This window comes from Nonlabens sp. Asnod2-A12 (genome assembly GCF_045063745.1).
GTDB classification, from domain to species: Bacteria; Bacteroidota; Bacteroidia; order Flavobacteriales; family Flavobacteriaceae; genus Nonlabens; species Nonlabens xylanidelens.
Map to the genome: position 1 here is coordinate 84,236 of NZ_JBEFOB010000003.1, position 21,262 is coordinate 105,497.

Sequence of the window (21,262 nt, forward strand, 5' to 3'; positions counted from 1 at the left end):
CGTTTTTTTTATGACGTTAAACGGTATAAAGTCCTTGTGTCTAACTTATACTTCATAACTTAAAGAGAGAAAACTCACCGATGCAGTAGTCTAGATTTACTTATAATAATTAACTAATAAGGCTACTACATAGCTATAGGTCTCCATACCACCAGGTTGATTATTAGCTTTTAAATAAGTATTATAAGTAGCTTGTGATACATCTTCTATAACACCTTCATATTGTACCCAGAAATCTCGCAACTCCTTATAATTCTTAAAAATACCATCTTTAATTATAGGTCTTATTTCTTCATAAGCTGCTGGATCACGGCGGTACAAGTCATTAATACAATAGCGTAAGGCAAAAATACTCGCGCTGTATTGAAAATGAAGGTCGTCATGATTCATACCTGCTATTATGGCTATAAAATTGGCTTCATTTTCCTTTGCAAACCCTAACTGGTGAGACATTTCATGTAAAGTAAGGACAGGTGTTTTATAGTTGTTGATCCAGGCATTAGTATGCGCCTCTCCAGTAATAGGGTTTAAATAACCGCTGTATCCCATATAAGAAAGTGGCATGGTGAGCAATGATTTTTTAATACTCGCATTTCCATAATCCAGTGCAGGGTAAACATGATTTATCTTTTCAAAACCCTGTGGTGCGAGATCAAAAATTTCTGACTGAGGACGTGTAAATGCGACTGGTAAGGAGTCTATTTTTTGTAATTGCTCGTGTAATTTATTAGAGGTGTAAACCAGTTGTTGCACTACGGTCTTCAGTTCTTCGGTAGTGTACTCGTTATCTAGTTCTAGTACTTTGTGCAGGGGTTCTCTGTAATAATTAAAACCCCACATGCAATGAAATAATGCGATAATTATATTTAGGGAAAGGAATAGTTGTGTGTACCGCTTTCGCGAAAGCGAGATCAAATCCTTCTTACTTATCCACAACCATCTTATGATCATGATAATAGCAATGCTGTACACAAGATCGCCAAAGGAGAACGGCAACCAGCCTAACCCAAATCTCATAGCTTTGGATATATAAGGATAAATACCTGTGCTATATAACGACTCTACTACAGCGGGAAAAAACCTTAAACTGTAATAAAATGCAAGTTGTGCTAATAGTAGAAATAGGGCAAGAAGTAAGGATCTATTTTTATGCATAGGGCTAAGTTATTAATTAAAGTAGAATAAGTAGGAAATGAAAATGTAAAATGAGAATAGTTTTACGACCTTTGAATTCTGAAAAGAATGACCATCATGAATTTTATCCTAGCAGACTTTAATAAACACCAAGCATTATTACCTTTTACTTATACACGACCTACTTGCGAGATACGTTGTGGAATTATTACACTACGTGAGAAATGGGAAAAGCAACTAGGAGAGAGCGTGAGTTTCCAGACAGAGGACTATTTACAGGCTAAATATCCACTGGTAGAGACAGATGATAATGTAGTAATCGCAGGAAATGTGTTTGCAACTGCTTCATTGTGTAAAGCTATTAAAGCATTAAAACCTCAACAGAAATTACTAGCAGGAGATGCTATAATCGCTTATAGAGTTAAAGATTTACATACCCCTACTATAGAGTTAGAACAGGTACTTTTCTTAGAAGAAGAGGTAGATGCTATTAATTTTACTTGGGATATTTTTTCTAAAAATGGAAAAGCTCTAGAGGCAGATTATGACCTTATTACACAAGGTAGAAAATCGCAGCCTATACCAGCAACGGTTCAGTCTATAAATGAAGACCGCATTTTTATTGAAGAAGGTGCAAAATTACAGTTTGCTATCTTAAATGCTTCTACTGGTTCTATATACATAGGTGAAAATGCAGAGGTTATGGAAGGTTCGATCATACGTGGTGCATTTGCTTTATGTAACAATAGTGCAACAAAGTTAGGGACTAAAGTATACGGACCTACTACGGTAGGACCACATTCTAAGATAGGTGGAGAGGTGAGTAATTCTGTGATTTTTGGTTATTCTAATAAAGGACATGAAGGTTTCTTAGGAAACTCTGTTCTAGGAGAATGGTGTAATATAGGTGCAGATTCTAACACAAGTAACCTTAAAAACAACTATGCCGAAGTAAAACTATGGAATTATGAAACCAGCCGTTTTGCAAAAACAGGATTGCAGTTTTGTGGTCTCATGATGGGTGATCATTCTAAGTGTGGTATCAATACTATGTTCAATACAGGGACTGTAATAGGAGTGAGCGCAAACATTTATGGAGCTGGTTATCCACGTAATTTTATTCCATCCTTTAATTGGGGCGGTCCACAAGGTAATATGACCTATAAAACTAATAAAGCATATGAAGTGGCCGATGTGGTTATGAAACGTCGCGGTCTTTCATTAGAACAAATCGATATCGATATTCTAGATCAAGTTTTTGAGAAAACTGCTCAGTATCGCAAGGATTAATTATGAATTTTATATAAATTGGAATTACTGATACACATACTATCGTGGATTTTTCTACTACTATTATCCGTAATTCCATTTTTAATTCTTCAAAGTATTTTAAAGAGAAATAATCTAAAATTTAAGTTTTGGATTTATTTTATATTCACTTTAATAGTAGGCTCGGTTATCATTTCATCTTTTGCTTATTATGTTCATTTATCAAACGGTTTTTTACTAACACATTACGGTTATAATAATGATGGCATATCAATATCTGAAAGATTTACAGATGTTTCAACGAACAATAATGAAGTCATTGAAAATCTATTGATTTCTCAATCAGGAATAGGATGGCCTTTGAAAGCAGTTTTTGGAATAATCTTTTATATGCCGTATTTACTGATAACTTACCTCTTTTATCTAATTTATTTTAGATATAGAAGAAGGATTAATTTACCCTAACATAGCGCTCACCACAAGGTTCAATGCACAAGTGTGAAATTTCTATCGTATCTGCATCAATAAAAATGTAGGTTCCTATACAATTTTCTACATCGATAGTTGTGGTCATTACGTCATAAGTACCGGTGCTTGTAGCTTGTGTCAAACTACCGAAGCAGAAACTTACATTACAATTCACAACACCTTGATCTGTAAAATTTAAACTTTTACCACTAGCTGGTTGAAAGGTACCGCTACCATCGCCAGGATCTGCAAGAGTTGCAGTTAGATTCCAGTTTCCTACTATACTTAACGGTGTTATACTGTCATTACCATCATCATTATTGCAGGAGATAAAAGCTATTGCAATAGTTAAGATGATTAAAATTTTCTTCAAGTATTTCATGGCGGTTGAGTTTATAATAAGATGCAAATCCTAATAATAGGTTGCGTGGTTAGATTCATTTTTTATTTTTATGATTTATCTTTCTGACCTTAAATATCCATACATGAAAAGCACCTGTTATATTTTCTCTTTGTTTTTATTTGTTTCCGCTTTCGCGAAAGCGCAATCTACATCTAACACTCAACAATTTACAGGCTATTATAACTTTACTTATCAAGAAGATAAAGGTAGTATAATGCTAGAGGTCAAAGATCTAGATAAAGAGTTTCTATATGTACATTCTTTAACTAGTGGTCTAGGATCTAATGATATAGGACTGGATAGAGGACAATTAGGTGGTGGTGTCGTAGTAAAATGGGTGAAGAGTGGTAATAAACTATTACTCATGCAACCCAATTTAAAATACCGTGCGAGTTCTTCTAATGTTGATGAAAAAGCATCTATTGAGCAGGCATTTGCAAGATCGGTATTATTTGGTTTTGAAATTAAAGAATCTAAAAATGGTGCTTATACCATTGATTTGACACCATTTTTAATGCAAGATGCTCACGGCGTGGCAAAACGTTTAAAAGATCGCAGACAAGGAACATATAAACTTGATAAATCTCGTAGTGCTTTATGGATGGAGAATACCAAGAGTTTTCCAAAGAATTCAGAGTTTGAAGCTATGCTCACTTTTACAGGTACACCTACAGGTCGTGATGTAAGAAGTGTTGCGCCAGATGCGAGTAGTATATCTGTAATTCAACACCATAGTTTTGTAAAATTACCAGATGCTGGTTATGAACCTAGAGAATTTCATACACGTAGTGGTTCTTTTTATACCAGTTATATGGATTATAGCGCACCAGTTTTTGAACCTATACAGAAAAGATTTATTACCAGACATAGACTAGAAAAGAAAAACCCTAATGCAGCACAAAGTGAAGCTGTTGAGCCTATTGTTTATTATCTCGACCGTGGTACACCAGAACCTATACGTGCAGCATTATTAGAAGGTGCAGGATGGTGGAACGAGGCTTTTAAAAGTGCTGGTTATATAGATGCTTTTCAGGTAAAAATGTTGCCAGAAAATGCAGATCCTATGGATTTGAGATATAATGTGATTCAATGGGTACATCGCAGTACACGTGGCTGGAGTTATGGCGGTAGTATTACAGATCCACGTACAGGAGAAATTATTAAAGGTCATGTAAGTCTAGGTAGTTTAAGAATAAGACAAGATTTTTTAATCGCACAAGGTTTAATTAAAGAACCTTTTAAGAATAGTGATGATAATTATAAACCTATGATGGAAATGGCACTGGCTAGAATCAGACAGTTAGGCGCTCATGAAGTAGGTCATACACTAGGTTTTGCACATAATTTTGCCGCAAGTGTAAACGATCGCGCTAGTGTTATGGATTATCCGCATCCTAAGTACGACATCGTAAATGGAGAGATAGCACTAGATGATGCTTATGGAGTAGGTATAGGAAGTTGGGACGACCTTATCGTTCAATATTCTTATGGAAACCCAAATGGTAACCAGTCTGAGGTAGATTATTTAAAATCTATTATTAAAAAGGCTGATGTTGCTGGTTTAAAATTCATATCTGACAGTGACGCAAGAGCTACCGGTGGTGCGAGTGCGAGTGGCCATTTATGGGATAATGGTTCTAACCCTAGTGAAGAGTTGGACCATATATTAAGAGTACGTGAAATCGCGATGAATCAATTTTCTATTCATAACATAAAGTCAGGTGAACCTTTAAGTGTTTTAGAAGATGTTTTTGTACCAGTTTATTTTGCACACCGCTATCAAGTGGAGGCTACGGTAAAATTAATAGGTGGAGTAGAGTATGGGTATTTAACTAAAGAAGAGTCACAAAATTTTAAAGCCGTAGATGTAACCTTACAACGTGAGGCTCTACAAAGTATCTTGAGAAGTATAGAACCAGAAACATTAAAGATACCAAGTTCTGTTCTCCAATTATTCCCACCAAGAGCTTATGGGTATGGAAGAACTAGAGAAAGCTTTAAGTCTGAAACTGGTGTCAGCTTTGATGCACTTAATGCTGCAGCAACTAGTGTAGATATGACTTTTGATTTATTGTTCCATCCACAACGTATGAATAGAATAGCAACGCAGAATTCAACAAGAATGAGCGGCAATAATGATAATTACTTGGACTTATCTACTGTGATTAAAGGTGTATCAGAGATTGTTTTTGATTCTAATAATGGAATTGATTCTTATGAAACATCCATTGCACATAGAAGTCAAGAATTGTTCTTAAATCACTTAATGAACTTGATAGCAAGTACGCGAACTAATATAGAAGTAAAAGCTGCGGCAAGAAATGAGTTGAATTCTATTGAAAAAGAGTTGAATAAGCGTGATTCTTTTGAAAACCAACTACTTTCTCAAATCAAAAATTTCAACATGCATCCAGAATTATTTAAAGTAAAGCAATTACCTAGCATCCCAGATGGTAGTCCTATAGGATGCGGTTATTAGGTAATTGAGAGAGTATGAGGAATGTTTTTAAAATTAAAACGTTATTTCTGTACAATGGTTGCCGTCTCTTTGGCTATACCAATAGTTGCTATAGAACCACTATTAAATTTTAGGAAGTCCTTTTCTACACCATCACTAAATATAACGCCGTTATTAGGCATAAAGGATTCTATTGTTAATGTGTTTTTTCTAATAATACCAGCGGTAATTTTAGTTTGCGTTCTGATACTTTTAAAAGGTTCTCTTACAACAAAGAGCAAATCATTTTCCCTAAGTTTAGGTTGTTTTACAGGTTGGTTTCTTTCAAATAAATTTGTGATACCATATGCCATGTTAAATACAGAACTAAGCCATCCAGTAGAGCCAGCTTGTGTAGAGACTATAATACCACTTGAAGAGTGTTGTTCTGATTTATCTTTGAAAGTTAATTTATACCGCGCTGAAACATGTGAAGAAGCACCAATAAAAAGATCATTAAAAGCAAGCAATCTTTGACCATCATTTAAAATAACCTCAGCAAAACTCATTACTTTATAGCGGTGAGTTTGTTTCATAACGTTATCAACGGCCTCTATAAAGTTATTTGTAGTGAATGGTAATAATACTCCGTCATATCTCTCTGGATCTGGATTAACCGCAATTATGGGTAGGTTATTAGAATATTTTGCTGTGTTGGCCACAAGTCCATCTTGCCCAATAACGACAATAATGTTTTTATTAGAGAATATATAGGAGGATACAAATTGCTTATCTATAGTTTTATTTTTTATAATCTTAGATAATTGTGTTTGCAAAGAGTTTAAAGATTTTTTAAATATTTCATCTTCAACTTCATATTCATTGAAATCGCCCCCCAATCGTTCGATATAAAACTTAGCTTGAGCTTTAGTATTAAATCTGTCAACTAGATCTTCTAATCGCGTTTTACTTTTTACAATAATGGCATATTCATAACCCATTTATCTAGAGTTATTTTTATCATTTAAGATGGAATCTAATAGGTCAGGGCTAATGTTCAAATTACCTATTTTACCAGCATTATCAGCTAATTCTCTAAAAGCAAGGGATATGTTGAATCGTGGATCTGAATTATTATTCAGAGCAGTTAATGTTTTCCAATCCATATCTCGATAAGGCTTTAGTGTTGTTTCTAAAACATAACCTTTAGTTTCTGCTTCCTTCTTATCATTTTCAGTTTTCTGTTCGATAAGAGATTTACGTTGATTTTCTACTGAGATATCAGCTTCTATTTTCATTTCTCTTAACTTTCTTTGATTATCAGATTTTTGAACATCTGACTCCATTTTCTTTTCTGCTATTTGCTTTTGTTTTTCTTCTACAGCAATTTCTGTATTTAATTCAGATTCTTTAATTATACGCTCTTGTTCCACAGCAAAATTTCGTCTTTCATAAATAGCTTGATCGGCTTCTTGTTGTAATTTTTCACGTGTTTCAGTTTCTAGAGCTCTAGCCATTTCTGGAGTTGCTTGAATAGCGAGAATATTTGCTCCTAGAATTTCTATCCCTAACATTCCTATTGCTGCTGAAGATTTAAGACCTTCTGTTATGTTATTTTCAATTGCTTTGGCAGACCTTATGGATTCCTTTAATTTTATACCATGGATATAAGCTGAAGTTGCCGTTTGCGCTTCGTTTATGATTCTCTGATTTAATTTTTCAATATCATTTTTTTTATACTGTCCGTTATCTTGCACAGTAAAATCTAATACATCAGCCAGTGTTTTTGGTGCATTTATTTTATAACTAATCTGTCCTTGAATGGTAACGGTTTGATAGTCGTTAGTGGACTCGTTAAATACAAAAGGAAGGTCGTTACTTCCCATAGGTATAGCGACTATGGAACTATTGGGCGAAAAATAGAAAAAAGAAAGTCCTCGACCTTCTTTATTTATGGCTCCATTTTTAAAATGAAGTACATAGGTCATTGAGTCAAATTTTATATGTTTAATTCCGAACATAAACTTTCTATTTTTAAATTGGTTGTCTTAATAATTACGTTTTATTAGTAGCATAATTATCATTAAATAAAGATACAAAAACAGCAGGCATTAAAATTAGGAATATATAACTATTGAGAATTAAATTATAAACCATTATTTCATGATTAGAAACACAGAAGATTTTATCTATTTTTGTTTAACATGAAGATTATTCAACTATTTCAACATGTTGTTATCAATTTATTATTTAATCTGCTTAAAATGTCTGTTTAATTAGGGTATCATCAAAGGATTCTTAATTTTGCAAGAACTTTTATAAAATTGTAATGAATAGTAAGATGTTAGATTATGTGATAATAGGTGGTGCACAAGCAGGTCTAGCTATGGCTTATCATTTAAAACAAATGAATAAGAAGTTTATAGTTCTTGATGGAGAAAATGAAATAGGTGCCTCCTGGTTAAATAGATGGGATTCTTTAAAGCTTTTTACCCCTACAGAATATAATCACCTACCAGGACTGGACTTTGACGCTCCTAAAAGTCATTATCCATCTAAATTTGAGGTAGCCAACTATTTTAAAAATTACGTAGAAAAATTTGAAATCCCTGTTCAATTAAACACGCTAGTTATTTCCGTTAAAAAGAAAGAGAAAACCTTTTGTGTAGAACATAAGGATGGTGTCATAGAAACTAAAAATGTGGTAGTGGCAACTGGTCCTTTTCATATACCGTACACACCACCATGTCACGTAAAAGCATCAGACAGTATATTGCAAATGCACAGTAACTATTACAAAGGAATCGATCAATTACAAGATGGTGATGCACTAGTAGTAGGTGGTGGAGATTCTGGTTATCAAATTCTTAATGAACTATCTAAAGACGGTACGCGCAAGGTCTATTTTTCTGGTGATACGACTGTAAAATCTTTACCTCAAAATTTCTTAGGTAAAACGCTATGGTGGTGGTTTACTAAAATAGGTTTTTTAAGCTATAACAAATACAGCTGGATAGGGAAGAAGATCAATTCTTCTACGCAACCAGTTATAGGTACTGACGTAAAGGGTATTCTAGCTAGAGAGAATGTATTTCCTGTAGGGAGAACAAAAGATGCTTTGAAGGATAAAATCTTCTTTGAATCTAAAAACGTTTCTACCATTAAAAATATAATTTGGGCTACAGGTTACCGCCCTAACTTTTCATGGATAGAAGGTCTAGAACTTGATGCAGATAATTATCCTAAAAACTATAGAGGTGTCAGTAATATAGAAGGACTTTATTTTATGGGCTTACCATGGATGTACACTCGTGGGTCTGCAACACTAGGTGGAGTTTCTAAAGATGCGAGCTATCTAGCAGGTATCATGTCTAAAAAGTAATAAATAATCTTCTTATTAATAGAAAATAGAAACGCCGCTTCATTTTACATGAAGCGGCGTTTTAAGTATAAGGTTAAAAACTCTTAGATAGAATCTACAAATTTAGAAAACACATTCTTATGTAATTCAAGATCTAGGTTAGGAGATAGAGATGCACGTACGATGTAATCTTTATCACCTTCTTTAGTCGTTCCTTGTGTAGACGTTGCTGGTATAGTCCAGTAACAGCCTTTTAACTGTCCATAGCTCACACAAAATTTACTTTCGTCAGGAATCTCTGTAATCATCAAGTTAATTAACTTAAGGTTTAATTCCCTTTTATAAGCTTCTTTCTCTTCAGCATTAGCACCTTTTGTAGGTAGATCTAGTGAAAATACAGAAGGGGTAAACCCTTGCTGCGCTAATTCTTCTGATACAAAATTGATTTTTGCACCAGGTAGAGCCTCGTGAATATAATTTACAAATTCGCGAGTATTCTTATACGCATCTGCAATCCTTTGATTCATGGACGGCAGTTGCTCTGCAAGTATTTCATATTGAAGATCTGTAGCTTCGTTATCACAAATACCTAGGTGCAATTCTATTTTTTCCATTAAAGCAGTAGTTTTCTTATTTCCTACACAGTAACCAGCCGTACAACGACCACCACTAGGGAATTTAGAACCACTAGCAAAAGAGATAGTTCGCACACCTGATAACATATCGTCTTCACCTAAAAAGTGAACATTAGGACAGAATGTTTGATCAAGAATAAATACAGGATCTATCGCAAGATCTCCATGAGGTGTTTTACGTTCTTTTGTTAAAACCTCTTTTAATTGAACCAGGTCCGGTACCTCAACTCTAGGATTAGTAGGTATTTCGGCAATAATGTAAGGTATCGCGTCTTCCTTAGCAATTTGATTTAAAACGGTATCGATACTTTGTACCATATCATTATCACCATCTACTAGTAAATCTACAATATCTACATTATCAATACATGCCGCGACTCTTCTTGCCTGGTCATTTGTACCACCATAACAGTTAGGTGGTACGACTATTTTAATCGCTTTTCCTTTATGATTTTCCTTGGCATCGTTAATAAGCCCCATCATTATAGCATACTGAATCGATAAACCACTAGAACCTACTAGAGGTGTAGTACTCGATCTTGTAATCTCTTTAATAGAGTTTAAAACACTTGCTTTGTCACTAACTACAGTAGTTTCTTCTACTTTAAAAGCAGTTTGTGATACTAGGGATTGTATAGCTATAACAGAGTTTGCAGGAGTCATCGCAATCGTTTCTCTTCTACGCACATGTTGTATGTCTGCAACATAACTTTCATTCTCCTGACCATTAATAACCAGTACACTACCTAACTTACCGTGCAGGCTTATATAAAAATCTATGTTGTCATGCAGCTCTATAGCACCTATTTGTTGTTCATTCTTGATAAAAATCGTACTACCGTCAAAGGCTGAAACATCTTTAATAGAATCTACCTTTTTTAATTCAAACTGGTATCCATAAACTCGTTCTATTGCTTGTGCATCAAAAGAGTCAGGTAAAGTACCAGTATAAATAATTTGGGTATTCTTATGGTCAAAAAGATTTTTTCTCAATACGGCTAGAACAGGTACTGTCTTTGACGAAAAGCTAATTACGTTCTCAGATTTAAGTCCATCTAATTGTGCAATTCCCCATTCTAGAACACAAGATAATGGATGCCCTAATCTTATATAATCATAAGCTGTAGGTAATATTTCTAGTGCAGATTTCTCTGAATTATTATCATTATATAAAGCTTCAAATTGCTCTAGAAACTGAGTTTTTGCAAGTTCTTCATTATAAATATCTAGTCTATGCGTTGTAATATCCACCCAATCAGATGGCATATTTTCTAATACGTCTTTAATATAATCTAGCATTTTATTCTTTTCCATAATTTTACCATATTAATGGTCAATAATATACGTTAATTTCAATTGTTACCATCCAGTATATAAGCTTTGAAATACTTATGATTACTCATTTTGATAGACATTTGTTTTACAAAGGGAAGCTAAATTATCTTAGTTACCCAGCGAGGACTTTTAAACTTTTCCTAATGTTTATTTTATCTAATCATCACCTGTCAAAACTAGTGTTTTAAATCATTGACTTATAGAGTCGTATTTAAACGTTAGACATAACTGCCTTTTCTCATCATACTGGTCTCTTAGTTGGTTTTAGATTCGCTTTCGCGAAAGCGGAACTCATAACAACCTTTTTTTATTAATTTAAAACTCATACAGTAATCCAGTAGGGCAGTAGCATCATTTACCTAACGATATGATCTAGAGAACTTGTTTTTTAAATAATTCTTCTAGCGTCTGTTGTGGATCTTCACACAGTCCGGAGTGTGTATTTGAGCTCTGGATAATCGTGCTTCTACAAGCGGTTAACCATCTAAAACGGTCAGATAATTCCATTGCGCCTATTTTGCCACCAGCAGGCGAGCCATCGCATACTTTTATCCAAGCATTTAAATAATCCTCAAAAACTTCTATATCTACATCAGGAGAAAAAGCCTTTAATTTTTCTGGATTTATGTAATATTTCATGCCCACAAACTTCTTGCGTTTACAAAAAAGAATCACACCTACATTAATAAACTCTTCTCGCTCTACCTTAGGTACGATTCTTATCGTAGCATACTCAAATGTAAATTTATCTTGCATCTTGAGCTTCTTTAATAAGTAAATCTATCTTAGATAGGCGCGTGTTTAAAAACAGGTTATACGCCTCTCTTATCTGGTCGCTAGTCATAGCGTCAGACTCATTTATAAGCCAGTCTTCTGGTATGTTAGAGATTATTTCATTAATTCTTTCTGGAGTAAAAAGCGGTATAATTTCTTTAGAAGCGTCTTCTAATTGGGTAGCTTTTTCTAAAAGCACATGATCTTTTATCAAAGGAAATGTTCTGGTCAAATGATTTTCCCATGTTTTCCAATCGTGATGAAAATAGAAACTGGCACCGTTATCAATAATCCACAGTTCTTTATTCCATTGCAATAGATTGGTATTCTTTGCGGTTCTATCGATGTTGCTTATAATGCTGTCCAGTAAAACGACTTTAGAAGCAGTTAAAGAATCTACCTCACTAACTAGTGGATCATAGGTTATAGAGCCGGTTAAGAAGTGAAGCCCTAAGTTTAAACCCACACTAAATTTTAATAAATCCTGTATCTCTTCATCTGGCTCGGTTTTACTAAAAGAGTCGTCTAGATTCATGAAAACTATTTCAGGAACGTGTAAGCCTAATATGCGAGCTAGTTCACCACCTATAAACTCTGATATAAGTGCTTTTTTACCTTGTCCTGCGCCTCTAAACTTGATTACGTATAGAAAGCCATCGTCTGCTTTTACAATAGCAGGCAATGAGCCGCCTTCTCTCAAAGGCTGTACATATTGCACCACATTTACAGTGCGAATATCAATTTTATTCATAGAAACCAAAATTACTAAATTTAGAAGTGCTTATTCTGATTTTTAGTATTCTTATAAGGCATAAAAAAACTCACCGTATCTAATAAAAGAAACGGTGAGTGATGAATTAAAATACTATGTAAAAACTAGAGAATTTAAAGCATTAATAATTTGCTCATTAGTTACTCAAAGGAGCTTTAAACCAAAACTCTATAGAGACCGGTTCTCCTTGCGATTGTGCTCTATCGCCACGACTGCCGCCACCTTGACCACGACCACCTTGTCCGCGTCCACCGCCGCCTTGACCACGACCGCCGCCACCTTTGCCGCCTCTTTTACCTTGAGATGCACCTTCTTTATTTTGCCCTTCAGACTTTCTTTCCAGCTTATTAGTCATAACACCTATTAATAGTTGAGAAAAATCTGCTGTACCGTTAGCATCTATTCTTGTTTTAGGAATTTTTAAATCATATTCAAAAAGTTCTCCTGTAACCTTATAACCTAGTGCGATGTCATACGCATTAAGATCTTTATGAAACTGCTGTCTTTCTTGAAAGTAAACGTATTCAGCCTCACCAGGTAAGTCTGCTATAATGGTATTTAAATCTATAGATGGCTTTTCGTCACTGTCACTATCTTCTTTAGATGGTTTAGGCATGCGCACCGGTTTTGAATCGTATGGATATTTTACATAAACACCCTTATCTTCATTTCCTTTTACATCAAAGTAAATCGATAGACCATGTCTTAAAATAGACATAGAGGTTTTCTTATCCTCTGTACTTATGTTCACATAAACATAGTCTGCGTCATCATGTACTTTATAAACAACACGATCATTTGTAACCACTACAGGATCTGTAACTAGAGGTGTTTTATCACTTGTTTCAGGAGTTGTAAATGATGCTAAGGCAATAGATAGGAATAACAGAAACTTCATAAAATGTTTTTTATATTCTATGAGACTTTACATTTATAAAAAGGTTTAAACAGTAGCGGTGATCTAATTAAAAAGCTCATAAAATCAAGGAAATGATTTTATGAGCTTACTAACTAAAATAGGTAAGAGCAGCCTACCTGAGATATCTATTACACTAAAGCGCCATTTGCACCTATCACTTGTCCAGAGATCCACTTAGAATCGTCAGATGCTAGAAATAAAACCACCTTTGCAATGTCCATAGGTTTTGCTAGTCTATTAAACGCATTCATAGAACTTAATTTATCAATTTGTTCTTGCGACTTACCGTCTAGAAATAATTTAGTTTCTGTTGCTCCAGGTGCTAGTGCATTAACAGAAATACCTCTTCCTATTTCCTTAGAAAATACACGAGTCATTTGCTCTACCGCAGCTTTGGTAGCTGAGTAAATAGAGTAGGTGGGCAACATTAATTTTGTAGTACTAGAAGAGAAGTTGATAATAATACCGTTATCAGCTAGTTTGCTATCTGCTTCTTGTAGTGTGTTAAAAATACCTCTCACATTAACGTCAAATTGTTTTGTAAAATCATCCTGAGTAGTATCCTTTAATTTTTTAGAGATCATGGTACCAGCATTGTTTACCAGTACATCTATTTTGCCATATGCCGCAATCGCTTTGTCAAATAACATCGTTACCTGTTCTCTATCGCTTACATCTGCTTTAATCGCAATGGCATCACCACCATTTTTAATAATAGTAGCAACCGTATCATTTGCTTGTTCCTCACTGTTAGAATGATTAACAATAACTTTGGCTCCATTTTTACCTAATAGAATAGCTGTTTCTTTACCTATTCCTTTAGAAGAACCAGTAACTATAATTACTTTGTTTTTTACATCACTCATAATTTCTATTATTTTAATGCGATTAATTGATTTGTAATTAACTTTAAATCTTTTTCATTGAATTCAGGGTTAGGAGCAAGCGGATATAACTGTGCCCCAGGTCTACCTATAAAAGCACCTCTCCATTTTGCCCATAAAGCACCAGCAATATCCCAACCATGCGCCGCTATTAACATACACTCTTCAGGTTGTACACCCATCATTCTAGCTGCCCAATCATAAGCATCTGTATGCGGTTTATATTTACCTAGGTCTTCTATACTTAAACGCTCATCAAAATACTCTATTAAACCAGCATTTTCAAACTGTGTTTTTACACCTATGTTAGAAGAGTTAGTAAAAGAAACTAACTTATAACCAGCTTTTCTTAAACGAGCAAGAGATTCCTTCACCTCAGGATGTGCAGGTATAGAACGCAATGGCGTTAAAATAGCAGTTTTTGCCTCTTCTTCGCTTATCTTAATTCCATGGTTAGCAGCAACCATTTGTAAGGCTGCCGCACCTATAATACCAAAATCATTATACTGTCTCCCCACCGTAGTTACTAGAGAATACTGTAACATAGTAGTAAACCATAAAGGCAATAAATCTGGTCTATTACCTAGTGCATTTCCCACACTAGTCTTCATGGTCGTTAAGTCTAATAATGTCTCGTTAACATCAAAGAATAACACTTTAGGTCTCGTTGTGTTTTCTAAGCCATTAGACGCTGTTCTCGTTGAGGTAGCCGCCATTGCTGGTGCTGCTGCTAGACCCATTCCTAATACGGCAGTTTTCTTGATAAAATCCCTTCTATTGTTACTCATTTATACGCTGTTTTTTAAAACATACCTAGTGGTATGTTTTTAGTTAAAAAAAATATTAGACTTTAATTTGTTTTAGATACAGTTGTAAACCAGATAGATAGTCTACTAGAATAGCGTCGTTATCATATAGTTTTCTGATACCTCTTATACCTTCAAAAGAGCTTATCAAATACACCGCTACCGCCTGATTAGATATTTCTTGTTTTATACTATTCTCTCGCTTACCTCTTTCTATAAGTTCTATTAAGGCAGCCTTCCATTTTTCAATAATACTTTTAAGCGCAGTTTGATATAACACCTCGTTATCACCCAGTTCATTAATAAAATTATTCATGGGGCAACCATGCTGCTTATCATAAAAAGGAAACTCCTTAAGTCTATTAATAAAAACAGACTCTAAGATATCAAATGCGTTACCAGGCTCTTTTAAAGGAGCTATCATACCGTCTACAACTCTCTTTTGTACCTTAAGCTGAATCACCTCTAGACCCAGTTCTTTTTTACTTTTATAATGATGGTAAAAAGCACCTTTACTCAATGCCGTTTCCTTCATTATTTTATCGATGCTCGTCGTTTTAAATCCATGTTCATAGAAAAGGTTAAATGCCTTATCTATAATAAGTTGTTTAGTAAACTCAGATTTTAATTCTTGTTGCATATGGTAAAGGTATATAAAAATACCAGTTAGTATGTTTTTGTTATGTTAATTAAAATAATTTCGCTTTCGCGAAAGCGAGACCAAAAAAAACTCACAGAATCTAGTATTAGATTTTGTGAGTGGAATAGGGTGGAGGTAGTTGTTATTTTAGTTTTTGTTATTGGTTCTGTCTATATTTTCTCGTTGATCCAAAATAACTTTGACATTGTGGTAAGCAATTTTCCATTTATCAGTCTGTTTAAAGTAAATTATTGAGTCATCTAGTAATTCTGGGTTTGTAATGAAATCAGATTTTTCTAGTGTTTCTTCACAACGTCTTAATTTTGTAAGGTATCCTAATAACTCCTTCGTTCCCTTTTTCTCTAGTTCAATAATGCTTAAAACTATCGGTTTCTTTCTTTTAGGCATTTTAATAGTATCAGCAAATTATTTCTCAGATTTCATACTGAAGCCTTTTTCAAATGCTCTTTGTTCCGCTTCAGTTAGTTTTCTTTCTTGTATTTCTTCCCAAAGTTTGTAGGCTTCTTCTTCTGTAAATTGTTCAGTCATTTTAATAGCTTTTGCCCATAGTAAAATGCCCATGTCTTTACGGTTATAAAGAGTGTTTTCCACGCGATAAAATGGTGTAGAGACATCTTTCATTTTTAACTCAAAATCCAGTTTCCCACCTATAGTTTCTTGTTTAAAGTACTCTATAATAGTTTCCTTGTCTTGATCATAGACACTAAAATTAGACTGCCCAAATACAGAGTAGGATACTGTCATTAAGAATAGCAATAAGAATTTATTCATGTTATATGATTTTATTAGTGGATTACATTTTAATATTTTAAAATCCCTAAAGGTTCTAAACTATCTTTTTTAACGTACCAAAATTGACTTTTATGAATGTGTCCAGTTACATTTAACTCTATGATGGTATCATTTTGATTACAATTGTTTGTAAGTGTAGATAATATGCTTATTCTTTTAGGAACATCAAAGTCTTGTATAGAATGTAACGGATACTTTTTTATACTATCCACTCTATAGGATTTTGTATTATTTATTAAAATAGAATACAATTGGTTCTTAGCTTGATAATTAATGGATTGGGTTTTCATGTATCGTTGAGAAAAAATAAATGAAAAGCCAAAGAAGATAACTATGATTCCACTTCCTATAATTTTAAATATTATTTTTTTAAACAATAAGAAATTAGCGATAAGGATAAAAACAATGATTATTCCAAACATGGTTATTTATTTTACTAAGAGTACAATTTCAGAATTATCGTTATTTACAAGCCAAAATTCGTACGTAAACCATATTTTCTCATATTTCAAATAAAGAATTTTAGTATTTGCCTCACAATATATGTCTTTAAAGAAATGTTTAAAATCGTCATCGTACTCTGTAACTAATTTTTGATTTAAATAATCAGGTTTACCGAATTCAGCTATTATTTGTTCTTTATTTAAACCAATATATTTATCACCAAAATTTTGAGATTTAGAGAGTTCCTTTCTGAATTGCCAACCAGAAATAGTAGTTAGAACAATTAATAATACAAAAGATAGAATTTTTAAAAATATTCTCATTGTTTAAAGATAGTTAGTTTTTGTAGTTACTATTAATAGTTATTATTTGCGTATGTTAAATTCTATGCATCGAGATTATTTTTTGTTTCATCGTTTCTGAATCCCAAGTATTTATTGTTTTAATATTAATTTTAGAAGTAATAGTTGAGTCGTTGACTAACTCTTCAATTACTTTACTTTTTTTAGCTTGTTCAATAAATTTCTTAGTCATTTCTCTATCATTTGATATAGAAAATTGTTTGTCTACGTTTTGAAAATTTAATATCCATAATTTACTAATTTTATATCCTGAATTCGATAATAAATCGTTTAAAGTTGTGAATTGTTCTTTTGTTTTAGGATATCCTATAATCAATAGATCATTTTTAATTACACTAATTTTTTTACGTAATAGTGCTGTAATTAAAGATGTAGGAATCAATTTACCAGATTTTAAGTACTCATTTATTGAATCTGATAATTTAGATTCATTACGCAATTCATTAATTAGTAAATCTTTCATTCGAATTTTGGATAAATTAAAACAATCTATCAATTGTTTAGCAAATACTTCTTGTGTTATAAATGAAGCTGATATTATTAAATGACACTGTTTCATATACTTTTTTCAAAGACAATATTTATAAATTTTACTATAAAAATACCGATTAATTAAAAACAGCAGTTCTAAATTTATTTTAACCCCAGCAATATACCTATTTAACCCAAATTGCATTTACGGTTTTCCGCAATGGGTTATGCGTAGCAGCTTTAAAAGTAAGTAAATTTAAAAAAAATACACTCCTATAAGTATTACTACTTAAAGGAGTGCTTTTATAATTGGTCTTATCTATGGAATAGGATAAGGGCAAGGTGATGGATGGTGTTCTGCTTTCGCGAAAGCGGAATTTTTCTAAAACAACTTTTTCCTTAATGCTATGACACTGGTGGCACATACAGTAAAAACGACGAGTAGGGACAGTCCCATGGTCAGGTCGCCATAGAGTAATTTACCGGTGGCAAATAAAAGGCTATAGATTCCTATAACGCCTAGTAAGAAACCGAGAGTCTTGTACTGGAAATTATGAAACTTAGATTCTGCCCCAAAGATGGCTGCTTGAAATTTATCTAGGGTATTCTGGTCGCTTTTTTCGGTGATGAAGGTAACGGCTAGCCATGCGATACTGGTAATAAGTACGTTAATGCATATCATGTGCCAGTTGAGTAACTCACCAAATAACTGTCCTTCTAGTCCTAATAGCTCGCTAGAATTAATAAAGAAAAGTACTGCCATGGTAAAGGATACTGCCATAGCGGTGATCTCTGACCATGGGTTAATGCGGTACCAGAACCATCTAAGGATAAATAATAATCCTGATCCTGCGCCTATCTGTATAATAAGGTCAAAGGCAAATTTTGCCTCTTCTAACACAAAGGAGAGTGCTGCTGCGGCTACCATCATGACTATCATGGAGAGGCGTCCTGTGATTACTTTTTCCTTTTCGGTAGCGTTTTTATTTATAAATCGGGCATAATAATCGTTTACTACATAACTAGAACCCCAGTTTAAATGGGTAGAAATGGTGCTCATAAAGGCTGCGATTAATGAGGTAACGACTAGTCCTAATAGTCCTGCTGGTAAGAAGGTAAGCATGGCTGGATAACTGAGGTCGTCTTTTATGAAACCTGGTTCTAGTTCTGGAAATGCTATGGCAAGTGATTCTAGGTTGGGATATATGATAAGTGACGCGAGTCCTATGATAATCCACGGCCATGGACGTAGGGCATAATGAGCTAGGTTAAAAAAAAGTACTGCCCAAGTGGCGTTTTTTTCATCCTTTGCGGCGAGCATGCGTTGTGCGATGTAACCACCACCGCCAGGCTCTGCTCCAGGATACCAGGTGCTCCACCATTGTACGGCTATGGGAACTATAAATATACCCATGAGTAAATCGGTGTTTGAGAAATCTGGTAATAGATCTAGTTTGCCTTGTACATTAGGATGTGTAATAAGATTTGCCATTCCATTAATTTCTGGCAGGTCGAGTATGTACCAGGTAGCCCATATAGAACCTACCATGGCGATGATAAACTGTACAAAATCTGTTATTAGAACACCTTTTAAACCACCTAATAAGGAATAGGCTAGTGTAATGATAGAAGCAAAGGTAAGTGTGGTCCACGCATCAAAACCGAACATAACGTGTCCTATCTTAATAGCAGCAAGGCATACGGTAGCCATAATGATGATATTAAAGACTACACCTAGGTAAAGGGCTCTAAAACCACGTAGGAATGCAGCGCTCTTACCGCTGTATCTCATTTCATAGAACTCTAGGTCTGTAGTGATACCGCTGCGACGCCATAATCGAGCATAAAAGAAGACGGTAAGCATACCGGTAAGTAAAAATGCCCACCAGACCCAGTTACCAGAAACACCGTCTGATCGCACGAGACCTGCAACAAGGTTGGGCGTGTCTGCCGCAAATGTGGTTGCGACCATAGAAACTCCTAAAAGCCACCACGGCATATTTCTACCAGATAAATAAAAGGAAGAGCTGTCTTTGGAACTTTTTTTAGAGACTATTAAACCTATGGCTAGTGATATTAAAAAGAAGACAATAATGATGCAAATGTCGATTAATTCTAATTTCATGAATAAAAGTTATTAACGATAACGTTTGAATTTTATTAAAAAGCTAAATATAGAATAAATGACTGTTTATAATCGCAAAACTTTAATAGATTAGCGTAGTTATTATCAAAAAAACAATGGATATCAAGATAAATAAAATAGGTGTGATGACTTCTGGAGGTGATTCTCCTGGTATGAATGCCGCGATAAGAGCCGTAGTTCGTACGTGCGCATTTCATGAAATAGAATGTGTAGGTATTTACAGAGGTTATCAAGGTCTGATAGAAGGTGATTTTAAACAAATGAATGCTCGTAGCGTTAATAATATCATCAATAAAGGTGGTACTATATTAAAGAGTGCTCGTTCTAAAGAATTTATGACTAAGGAGGGACGTGTTACCGCTTACGCGAAAGCGAAAGAAGAAGAGCTAGATGCTCTAGTAGTAATAGGTGGAGATGGTAGTTTTACTGGTGCGATGGTATTCTCTCAAGAATTTGATTTTCCTGTAATGGGAATTCCTGGTACTATTGATAATGACATTTATGGAACGTCTTCTACTCTAGGATATGACACAGCACTTAATACTGTTGTCGAGGCGATAGATAAAATACGTGATACGGCTAGTTCTCATAATAGACTATTCTTTGTAGAGGTAATGGGTCGTGATGTAGGTTATATAGCTCTTAATGCTGGTGTAGGTGCTGGTGCTGAAGAGATTTTAATCCCAGAAGAAAATTTAGGTAAGGAACGTCTTATAGAAAGTCTTAAAAGATCTAGATTATCTGGTAAGTCTTCTAGTATAGTAGTCGTTGCCGAAGGTGATAAGACTGGTGAGAATGTTTTTGAACTTAAGGATTATGTAGAAGAAAATTTACCTGAGTATGAGGTAAGAGTATCTGTATTAGGTCACATGCAGCGTGGTGGTTCTCCATCCTGTTGGGATCGTGTTCTTGCTAGTAGAATGGGTGTGAAGGCTGTAGAAAGTTTGCTAGAAGGTAAAACTAATTTTATGGTAGGTATAAAAGATACTAAAATGGTTTTATGTCCTATAGATAAGGCTGTAAAAGGTAAGACAGACATAAATCTAGAGTTATTGCGTGTAAGTGATATCATGACCACTTAAGAAAGGGGCTAATAACTAGTACAATGAATTAACAGACTCTAACTGTATAAAAAGGAGAAACTAAAAAAGTAAAAGGCAGTTTTGCTGCTTTATAGAGTACTTAAAAA

Annotated in this window: 21 protein-coding genes; 4 read left to right on the forward strand and 17 right to left on the reverse strand. The window is 34.2% G+C overall.

Features of this window, described 5'->3' with window-relative positions; translation table 11 throughout:
• Positions 1 to 96 precede the first annotated feature (96 nt).
• Positions 97 to 1,155 carry a DUF3810 domain-containing protein gene (locus ACJJVJ_RS00445; protein ID WP_405368176.1) on the reverse strand — a complete coding sequence of 353 codons (1,059 nt, stop codon included), beginning with the start codon at positions 1,153 to 1,155 and terminating at the stop codon, positions 97 to 99.
• A 96-nt stretch (positions 1,156 to 1,251) separates the two neighbouring features.
• Between ACJJVJ_RS00445 and ACJJVJ_RS00450 the strand changes: the two genes are divergently transcribed.
• A complete protein-coding gene (locus tag ACJJVJ_RS00450) occupies positions 1,252 to 2,424 on the forward strand; it encodes a GlmU family protein (protein ID WP_104515999.1) in 1,173 nt (390 codons plus the stop codon).
• 430 nt (positions 2,425 to 2,854) lie between these two features.
• Here the strand turns inward: ACJJVJ_RS00450 and ACJJVJ_RS00455 are convergent, their stop codons facing one another.
• On the reverse strand, positions 2,855 to 3,253 hold the full coding sequence (locus tag ACJJVJ_RS00455) for a hypothetical protein (protein WP_405368177.1): 399 nt from the start codon (positions 3,251 to 3,253) through the stop codon (positions 2,855 to 2,857).
• Positions 3,254 to 3,356: 103 nt separating this feature from the next.
• Here ACJJVJ_RS00455 and ACJJVJ_RS00460 point away from each other — a divergent pair, with 103 nt between their 5' ends.
• Positions 3,357 to 5,753: a zinc-dependent metalloprotease gene (locus tag ACJJVJ_RS00460; RefSeq protein WP_405368178.1), complete on the forward strand. Its 2,397-nt coding sequence runs from the start codon at positions 3,357 to 3,359 to the stop codon at positions 5,751 to 5,753.
• A gap of 41 nt (positions 5,754 to 5,794) precedes the next feature.
• Here the strand turns inward: ACJJVJ_RS00460 and ACJJVJ_RS00465 are convergent, their stop codons facing one another.
• Positions 5,795 to 6,712 (reverse strand): sugar kinase, encoded by a 918-nt coding sequence (locus tag ACJJVJ_RS00465; RefSeq protein ID WP_405368180.1) that lies wholly within the window; start codon positions 6,710 to 6,712, stop codon positions 5,795 to 5,797.
• Complete coding sequence (locus ACJJVJ_RS00470; protein ID WP_405368182.1) at positions 6,713 to 7,732, reverse strand: SPFH domain-containing protein; 1,020 nt, start codon at positions 7,730 to 7,732, stop codon at positions 6,713 to 6,715.
• A 320-nt stretch (positions 7,733 to 8,052) separates the two neighbouring features.
• Between ACJJVJ_RS00470 and ACJJVJ_RS00475 the strand changes: the two genes are divergently transcribed.
• On the forward strand, positions 8,053 to 9,093 hold the full coding sequence (locus ACJJVJ_RS00475; RefSeq protein ID WP_405371218.1) for a flavin-containing monooxygenase: 1,041 nt from the start codon (positions 8,053 to 8,055) through the stop codon (positions 9,091 to 9,093).
• Positions 9,094 to 9,176: 83 nt separating this feature from the next.
• Here the strand turns inward: ACJJVJ_RS00475 and ACJJVJ_RS00480 are convergent, their stop codons facing one another.
• The 13 genes from ACJJVJ_RS00480 to ACJJVJ_RS00540 form a co-directional block, all read right to left on the reverse strand.
• A complete protein-coding gene (locus ACJJVJ_RS00480; protein WP_405368184.1) occupies positions 9,177 to 11,021 on the reverse strand; it encodes a cystathionine beta-synthase in 1,845 nt (614 codons plus the stop codon).
• Between the two features lie 393 nt (positions 11,022 to 11,414).
• On the reverse strand, positions 11,415 to 11,798 hold the full coding sequence (locus ACJJVJ_RS00485; protein ID WP_405368185.1) for a DUF3037 domain-containing protein: 384 nt from the start codon (positions 11,796 to 11,798) through the stop codon (positions 11,415 to 11,417).
• A complete protein-coding gene (locus ACJJVJ_RS00490; RefSeq protein WP_405368186.1) occupies positions 11,788 to 12,567 on the reverse strand; it encodes a HipA family kinase in 780 nt (259 codons plus the stop codon). The genes ACJJVJ_RS00485 and ACJJVJ_RS00490 overlap by 11 nt, the downstream gene beginning before the upstream one ends.
• A gap of 157 nt (positions 12,568 to 12,724) precedes the next feature.
• Positions 12,725 to 13,486, reverse strand: a complete 762-nt coding sequence (locus ACJJVJ_RS00495) for a hypothetical protein (RefSeq protein ID WP_405368188.1) — start codon at positions 13,484 to 13,486, stop codon at positions 12,725 to 12,727.
• A gap of 149 nt (positions 13,487 to 13,635) precedes the next feature.
• Positions 13,636 to 14,373, reverse strand: coding sequence for an SDR family oxidoreductase (locus tag ACJJVJ_RS00500; protein ID WP_405368189.1), 738 nt, complete (start codon positions 14,371 to 14,373; stop codon positions 13,636 to 13,638).
• An 8-nt stretch (positions 14,374 to 14,381) separates the two neighbouring features.
• Complete coding sequence (locus ACJJVJ_RS00505) at positions 14,382 to 15,179, reverse strand: haloacid dehalogenase type II (protein ID WP_104515906.1); 798 nt, start codon at positions 15,177 to 15,179, stop codon at positions 14,382 to 14,384.
• Positions 15,180 to 15,234: 55 nt separating this feature from the next.
• Positions 15,235 to 15,837 (reverse strand): TetR/AcrR family transcriptional regulator, encoded by a 603-nt coding sequence (locus ACJJVJ_RS00510; protein WP_104515907.1) that lies wholly within the window; start codon positions 15,835 to 15,837, stop codon positions 15,235 to 15,237.
• A 147-nt stretch (positions 15,838 to 15,984) separates the two neighbouring features.
• Entirely contained in the window at positions 15,985 to 16,245 is a 261-nt protein-coding gene (locus ACJJVJ_RS00515; protein WP_405368190.1) for a hypothetical protein, read from the reverse strand.
• An 18-nt stretch (positions 16,246 to 16,263) separates the two neighbouring features.
• Complete coding sequence (locus ACJJVJ_RS00520; RefSeq protein WP_405368192.1) at positions 16,264 to 16,629, reverse strand: hypothetical protein; 366 nt, start codon at positions 16,627 to 16,629, stop codon at positions 16,264 to 16,266.
• A 29-nt stretch (positions 16,630 to 16,658) separates the two neighbouring features.
• The gene (locus ACJJVJ_RS00525) at positions 16,659 to 17,072 is read right to left on the reverse strand and encodes a hypothetical protein (RefSeq protein WP_405368194.1); all 414 of its coding nucleotides are present in this window, start codon (positions 17,070 to 17,072) and stop codon (positions 16,659 to 16,661) included.
• A gap of 6 nt (positions 17,073 to 17,078) precedes the next feature.
• Positions 17,079 to 17,417, reverse strand: coding sequence for a hypothetical protein (locus ACJJVJ_RS00530; protein ID WP_405368196.1), 339 nt, complete (start codon positions 17,415 to 17,417; stop codon positions 17,079 to 17,081).
• A 55-nt stretch (positions 17,418 to 17,472) separates the two neighbouring features.
• Positions 17,473 to 18,015 (reverse strand): nucleoside monophosphate kinase, encoded by a 543-nt coding sequence (locus ACJJVJ_RS00535; RefSeq protein WP_405368198.1) that lies wholly within the window; start codon positions 18,013 to 18,015, stop codon positions 17,473 to 17,475.
• A gap of 294 nt (positions 18,016 to 18,309) precedes the next feature.
• The gene (locus ACJJVJ_RS00540) at positions 18,310 to 20,052 is read right to left on the reverse strand and encodes a sodium:solute symporter family protein (protein ID WP_405368199.1); all 1,743 of its coding nucleotides are present in this window, start codon (positions 20,050 to 20,052) and stop codon (positions 18,310 to 18,312) included.
• 116 nt (positions 20,053 to 20,168) lie between these two features.
• Between ACJJVJ_RS00540 and pfkA the strand changes: the two genes are divergently transcribed.
• Entirely contained in the window at positions 20,169 to 21,155 is a 987-nt protein-coding gene (pfkA, locus tag ACJJVJ_RS00545) for a 6-phosphofructokinase (protein WP_104515910.1), read from the forward strand.
• The last annotated feature ends 107 nt before the right edge of the window (positions 21,156 to 21,262 follow it).

Excerpts from the sequence above, each read along its gene's own strand:
- ACJJVJ_RS00445 (WP_405368176.1), bottom strand. The coding sequence starts at position 1,155 with ATGCATAAAAATAGATCCTTACTTCTTGCCCTATTTCTACTATTAGCA.
- ACJJVJ_RS00450 (WP_104515999.1), top strand. The coding sequence starts at position 1,252 with ATGAATTTTATCCTAGCAGACTTTAATAAACACCAAGCATTATTACCT.
- ACJJVJ_RS00455 (WP_405368177.1), bottom strand. The coding sequence starts at position 3,253 with ATGAAATACTTGAAGAAAATTTTAATCATCTTAACTATTGCAATAGCT.
- ACJJVJ_RS00460 (WP_405368178.1), top strand. The coding sequence starts at position 3,357 with ATGAAAAGCACCTGTTATATTTTCTCTTTGTTTTTATTTGTTTCCGCT.
- ACJJVJ_RS00465 (WP_405368180.1), bottom strand. The coding sequence starts at position 6,712 with ATGGGTTATGAATATGCCATTATTGTAAAAAGTAAAACGCGATTAGAA.
- ACJJVJ_RS00470 (WP_405368182.1), bottom strand. The coding sequence starts at position 7,732 with ATGTTCGGAATTAAACATATAAAATTTGACTCAATGACCTATGTACTT.
- ACJJVJ_RS00475 (WP_405371218.1), top strand. The coding sequence starts at position 8,053 with ATGTTAGATTATGTGATAATAGGTGGTGCACAAGCAGGTCTAGCTATG.
- ACJJVJ_RS00480 (WP_405368184.1), bottom strand. The coding sequence starts at position 11,021 with ATGGAAAAGAATAAAATGCTAGATTATATTAAAGACGTATTAGAAAAT.
- ACJJVJ_RS00485 (WP_405368185.1), bottom strand. The coding sequence starts at position 11,798 with ATGCAAGATAAATTTACATTTGAGTATGCTACGATAAGAATCGTACCT.
- ACJJVJ_RS00490 (WP_405368186.1), bottom strand. The coding sequence starts at position 12,567 with ATGAATAAAATTGATATTCGCACTGTAAATGTGGTGCAATATGTACAG.
- ACJJVJ_RS00495 (WP_405368188.1), bottom strand. The coding sequence starts at position 13,486 with ATGAAGTTTCTGTTATTCCTATCTATTGCCTTAGCATCATTTACAACT.
- ACJJVJ_RS00500 (WP_405368189.1), bottom strand. The coding sequence starts at position 14,373 with ATGAGTGATGTAAAAAACAAAGTAATTATAGTTACTGGTTCTTCTAAA.
- ACJJVJ_RS00505 (WP_104515906.1), bottom strand. The coding sequence starts at position 15,179 with ATGAGTAACAATAGAAGGGATTTTATCAAGAAAACTGCCGTATTAGGA.
- ACJJVJ_RS00510 (WP_104515907.1), bottom strand. The coding sequence starts at position 15,837 with ATGCAACAAGAATTAAAATCTGAGTTTACTAAACAACTTATTATAGAT.
- ACJJVJ_RS00515 (WP_405368190.1), bottom strand. The coding sequence starts at position 16,245 with ATGCCTAAAAGAAAGAAACCGATAGTTTTAAGCATTATTGAACTAGAG.
- ACJJVJ_RS00520 (WP_405368192.1), bottom strand. The coding sequence starts at position 16,629 with ATGAATAAATTCTTATTGCTATTCTTAATGACAGTATCCTACTCTGTA.
- ACJJVJ_RS00525 (WP_405368194.1), bottom strand. The coding sequence starts at position 17,072 with ATGTTTGGAATAATCATTGTTTTTATCCTTATCGCTAATTTCTTATTG.
- ACJJVJ_RS00530 (WP_405368196.1), bottom strand. The coding sequence starts at position 17,417 with ATGAGAATATTTTTAAAAATTCTATCTTTTGTATTATTAATTGTTCTA.
- ACJJVJ_RS00535 (WP_405368198.1), bottom strand. The coding sequence starts at position 18,015 with ATGAAACAGTGTCATTTAATAATATCAGCTTCATTTATAACACAAGAA.
- ACJJVJ_RS00540 (WP_405368199.1), bottom strand. The coding sequence starts at position 20,052 with ATGAAATTAGAATTAATCGACATTTGCATCATTATTGTCTTCTTTTTA.
- pfkA (WP_104515910.1), top strand. The coding sequence starts at position 20,169 with ATGGATATCAAGATAAATAAAATAGGTGTGATGACTTCTGGAGGTGAT.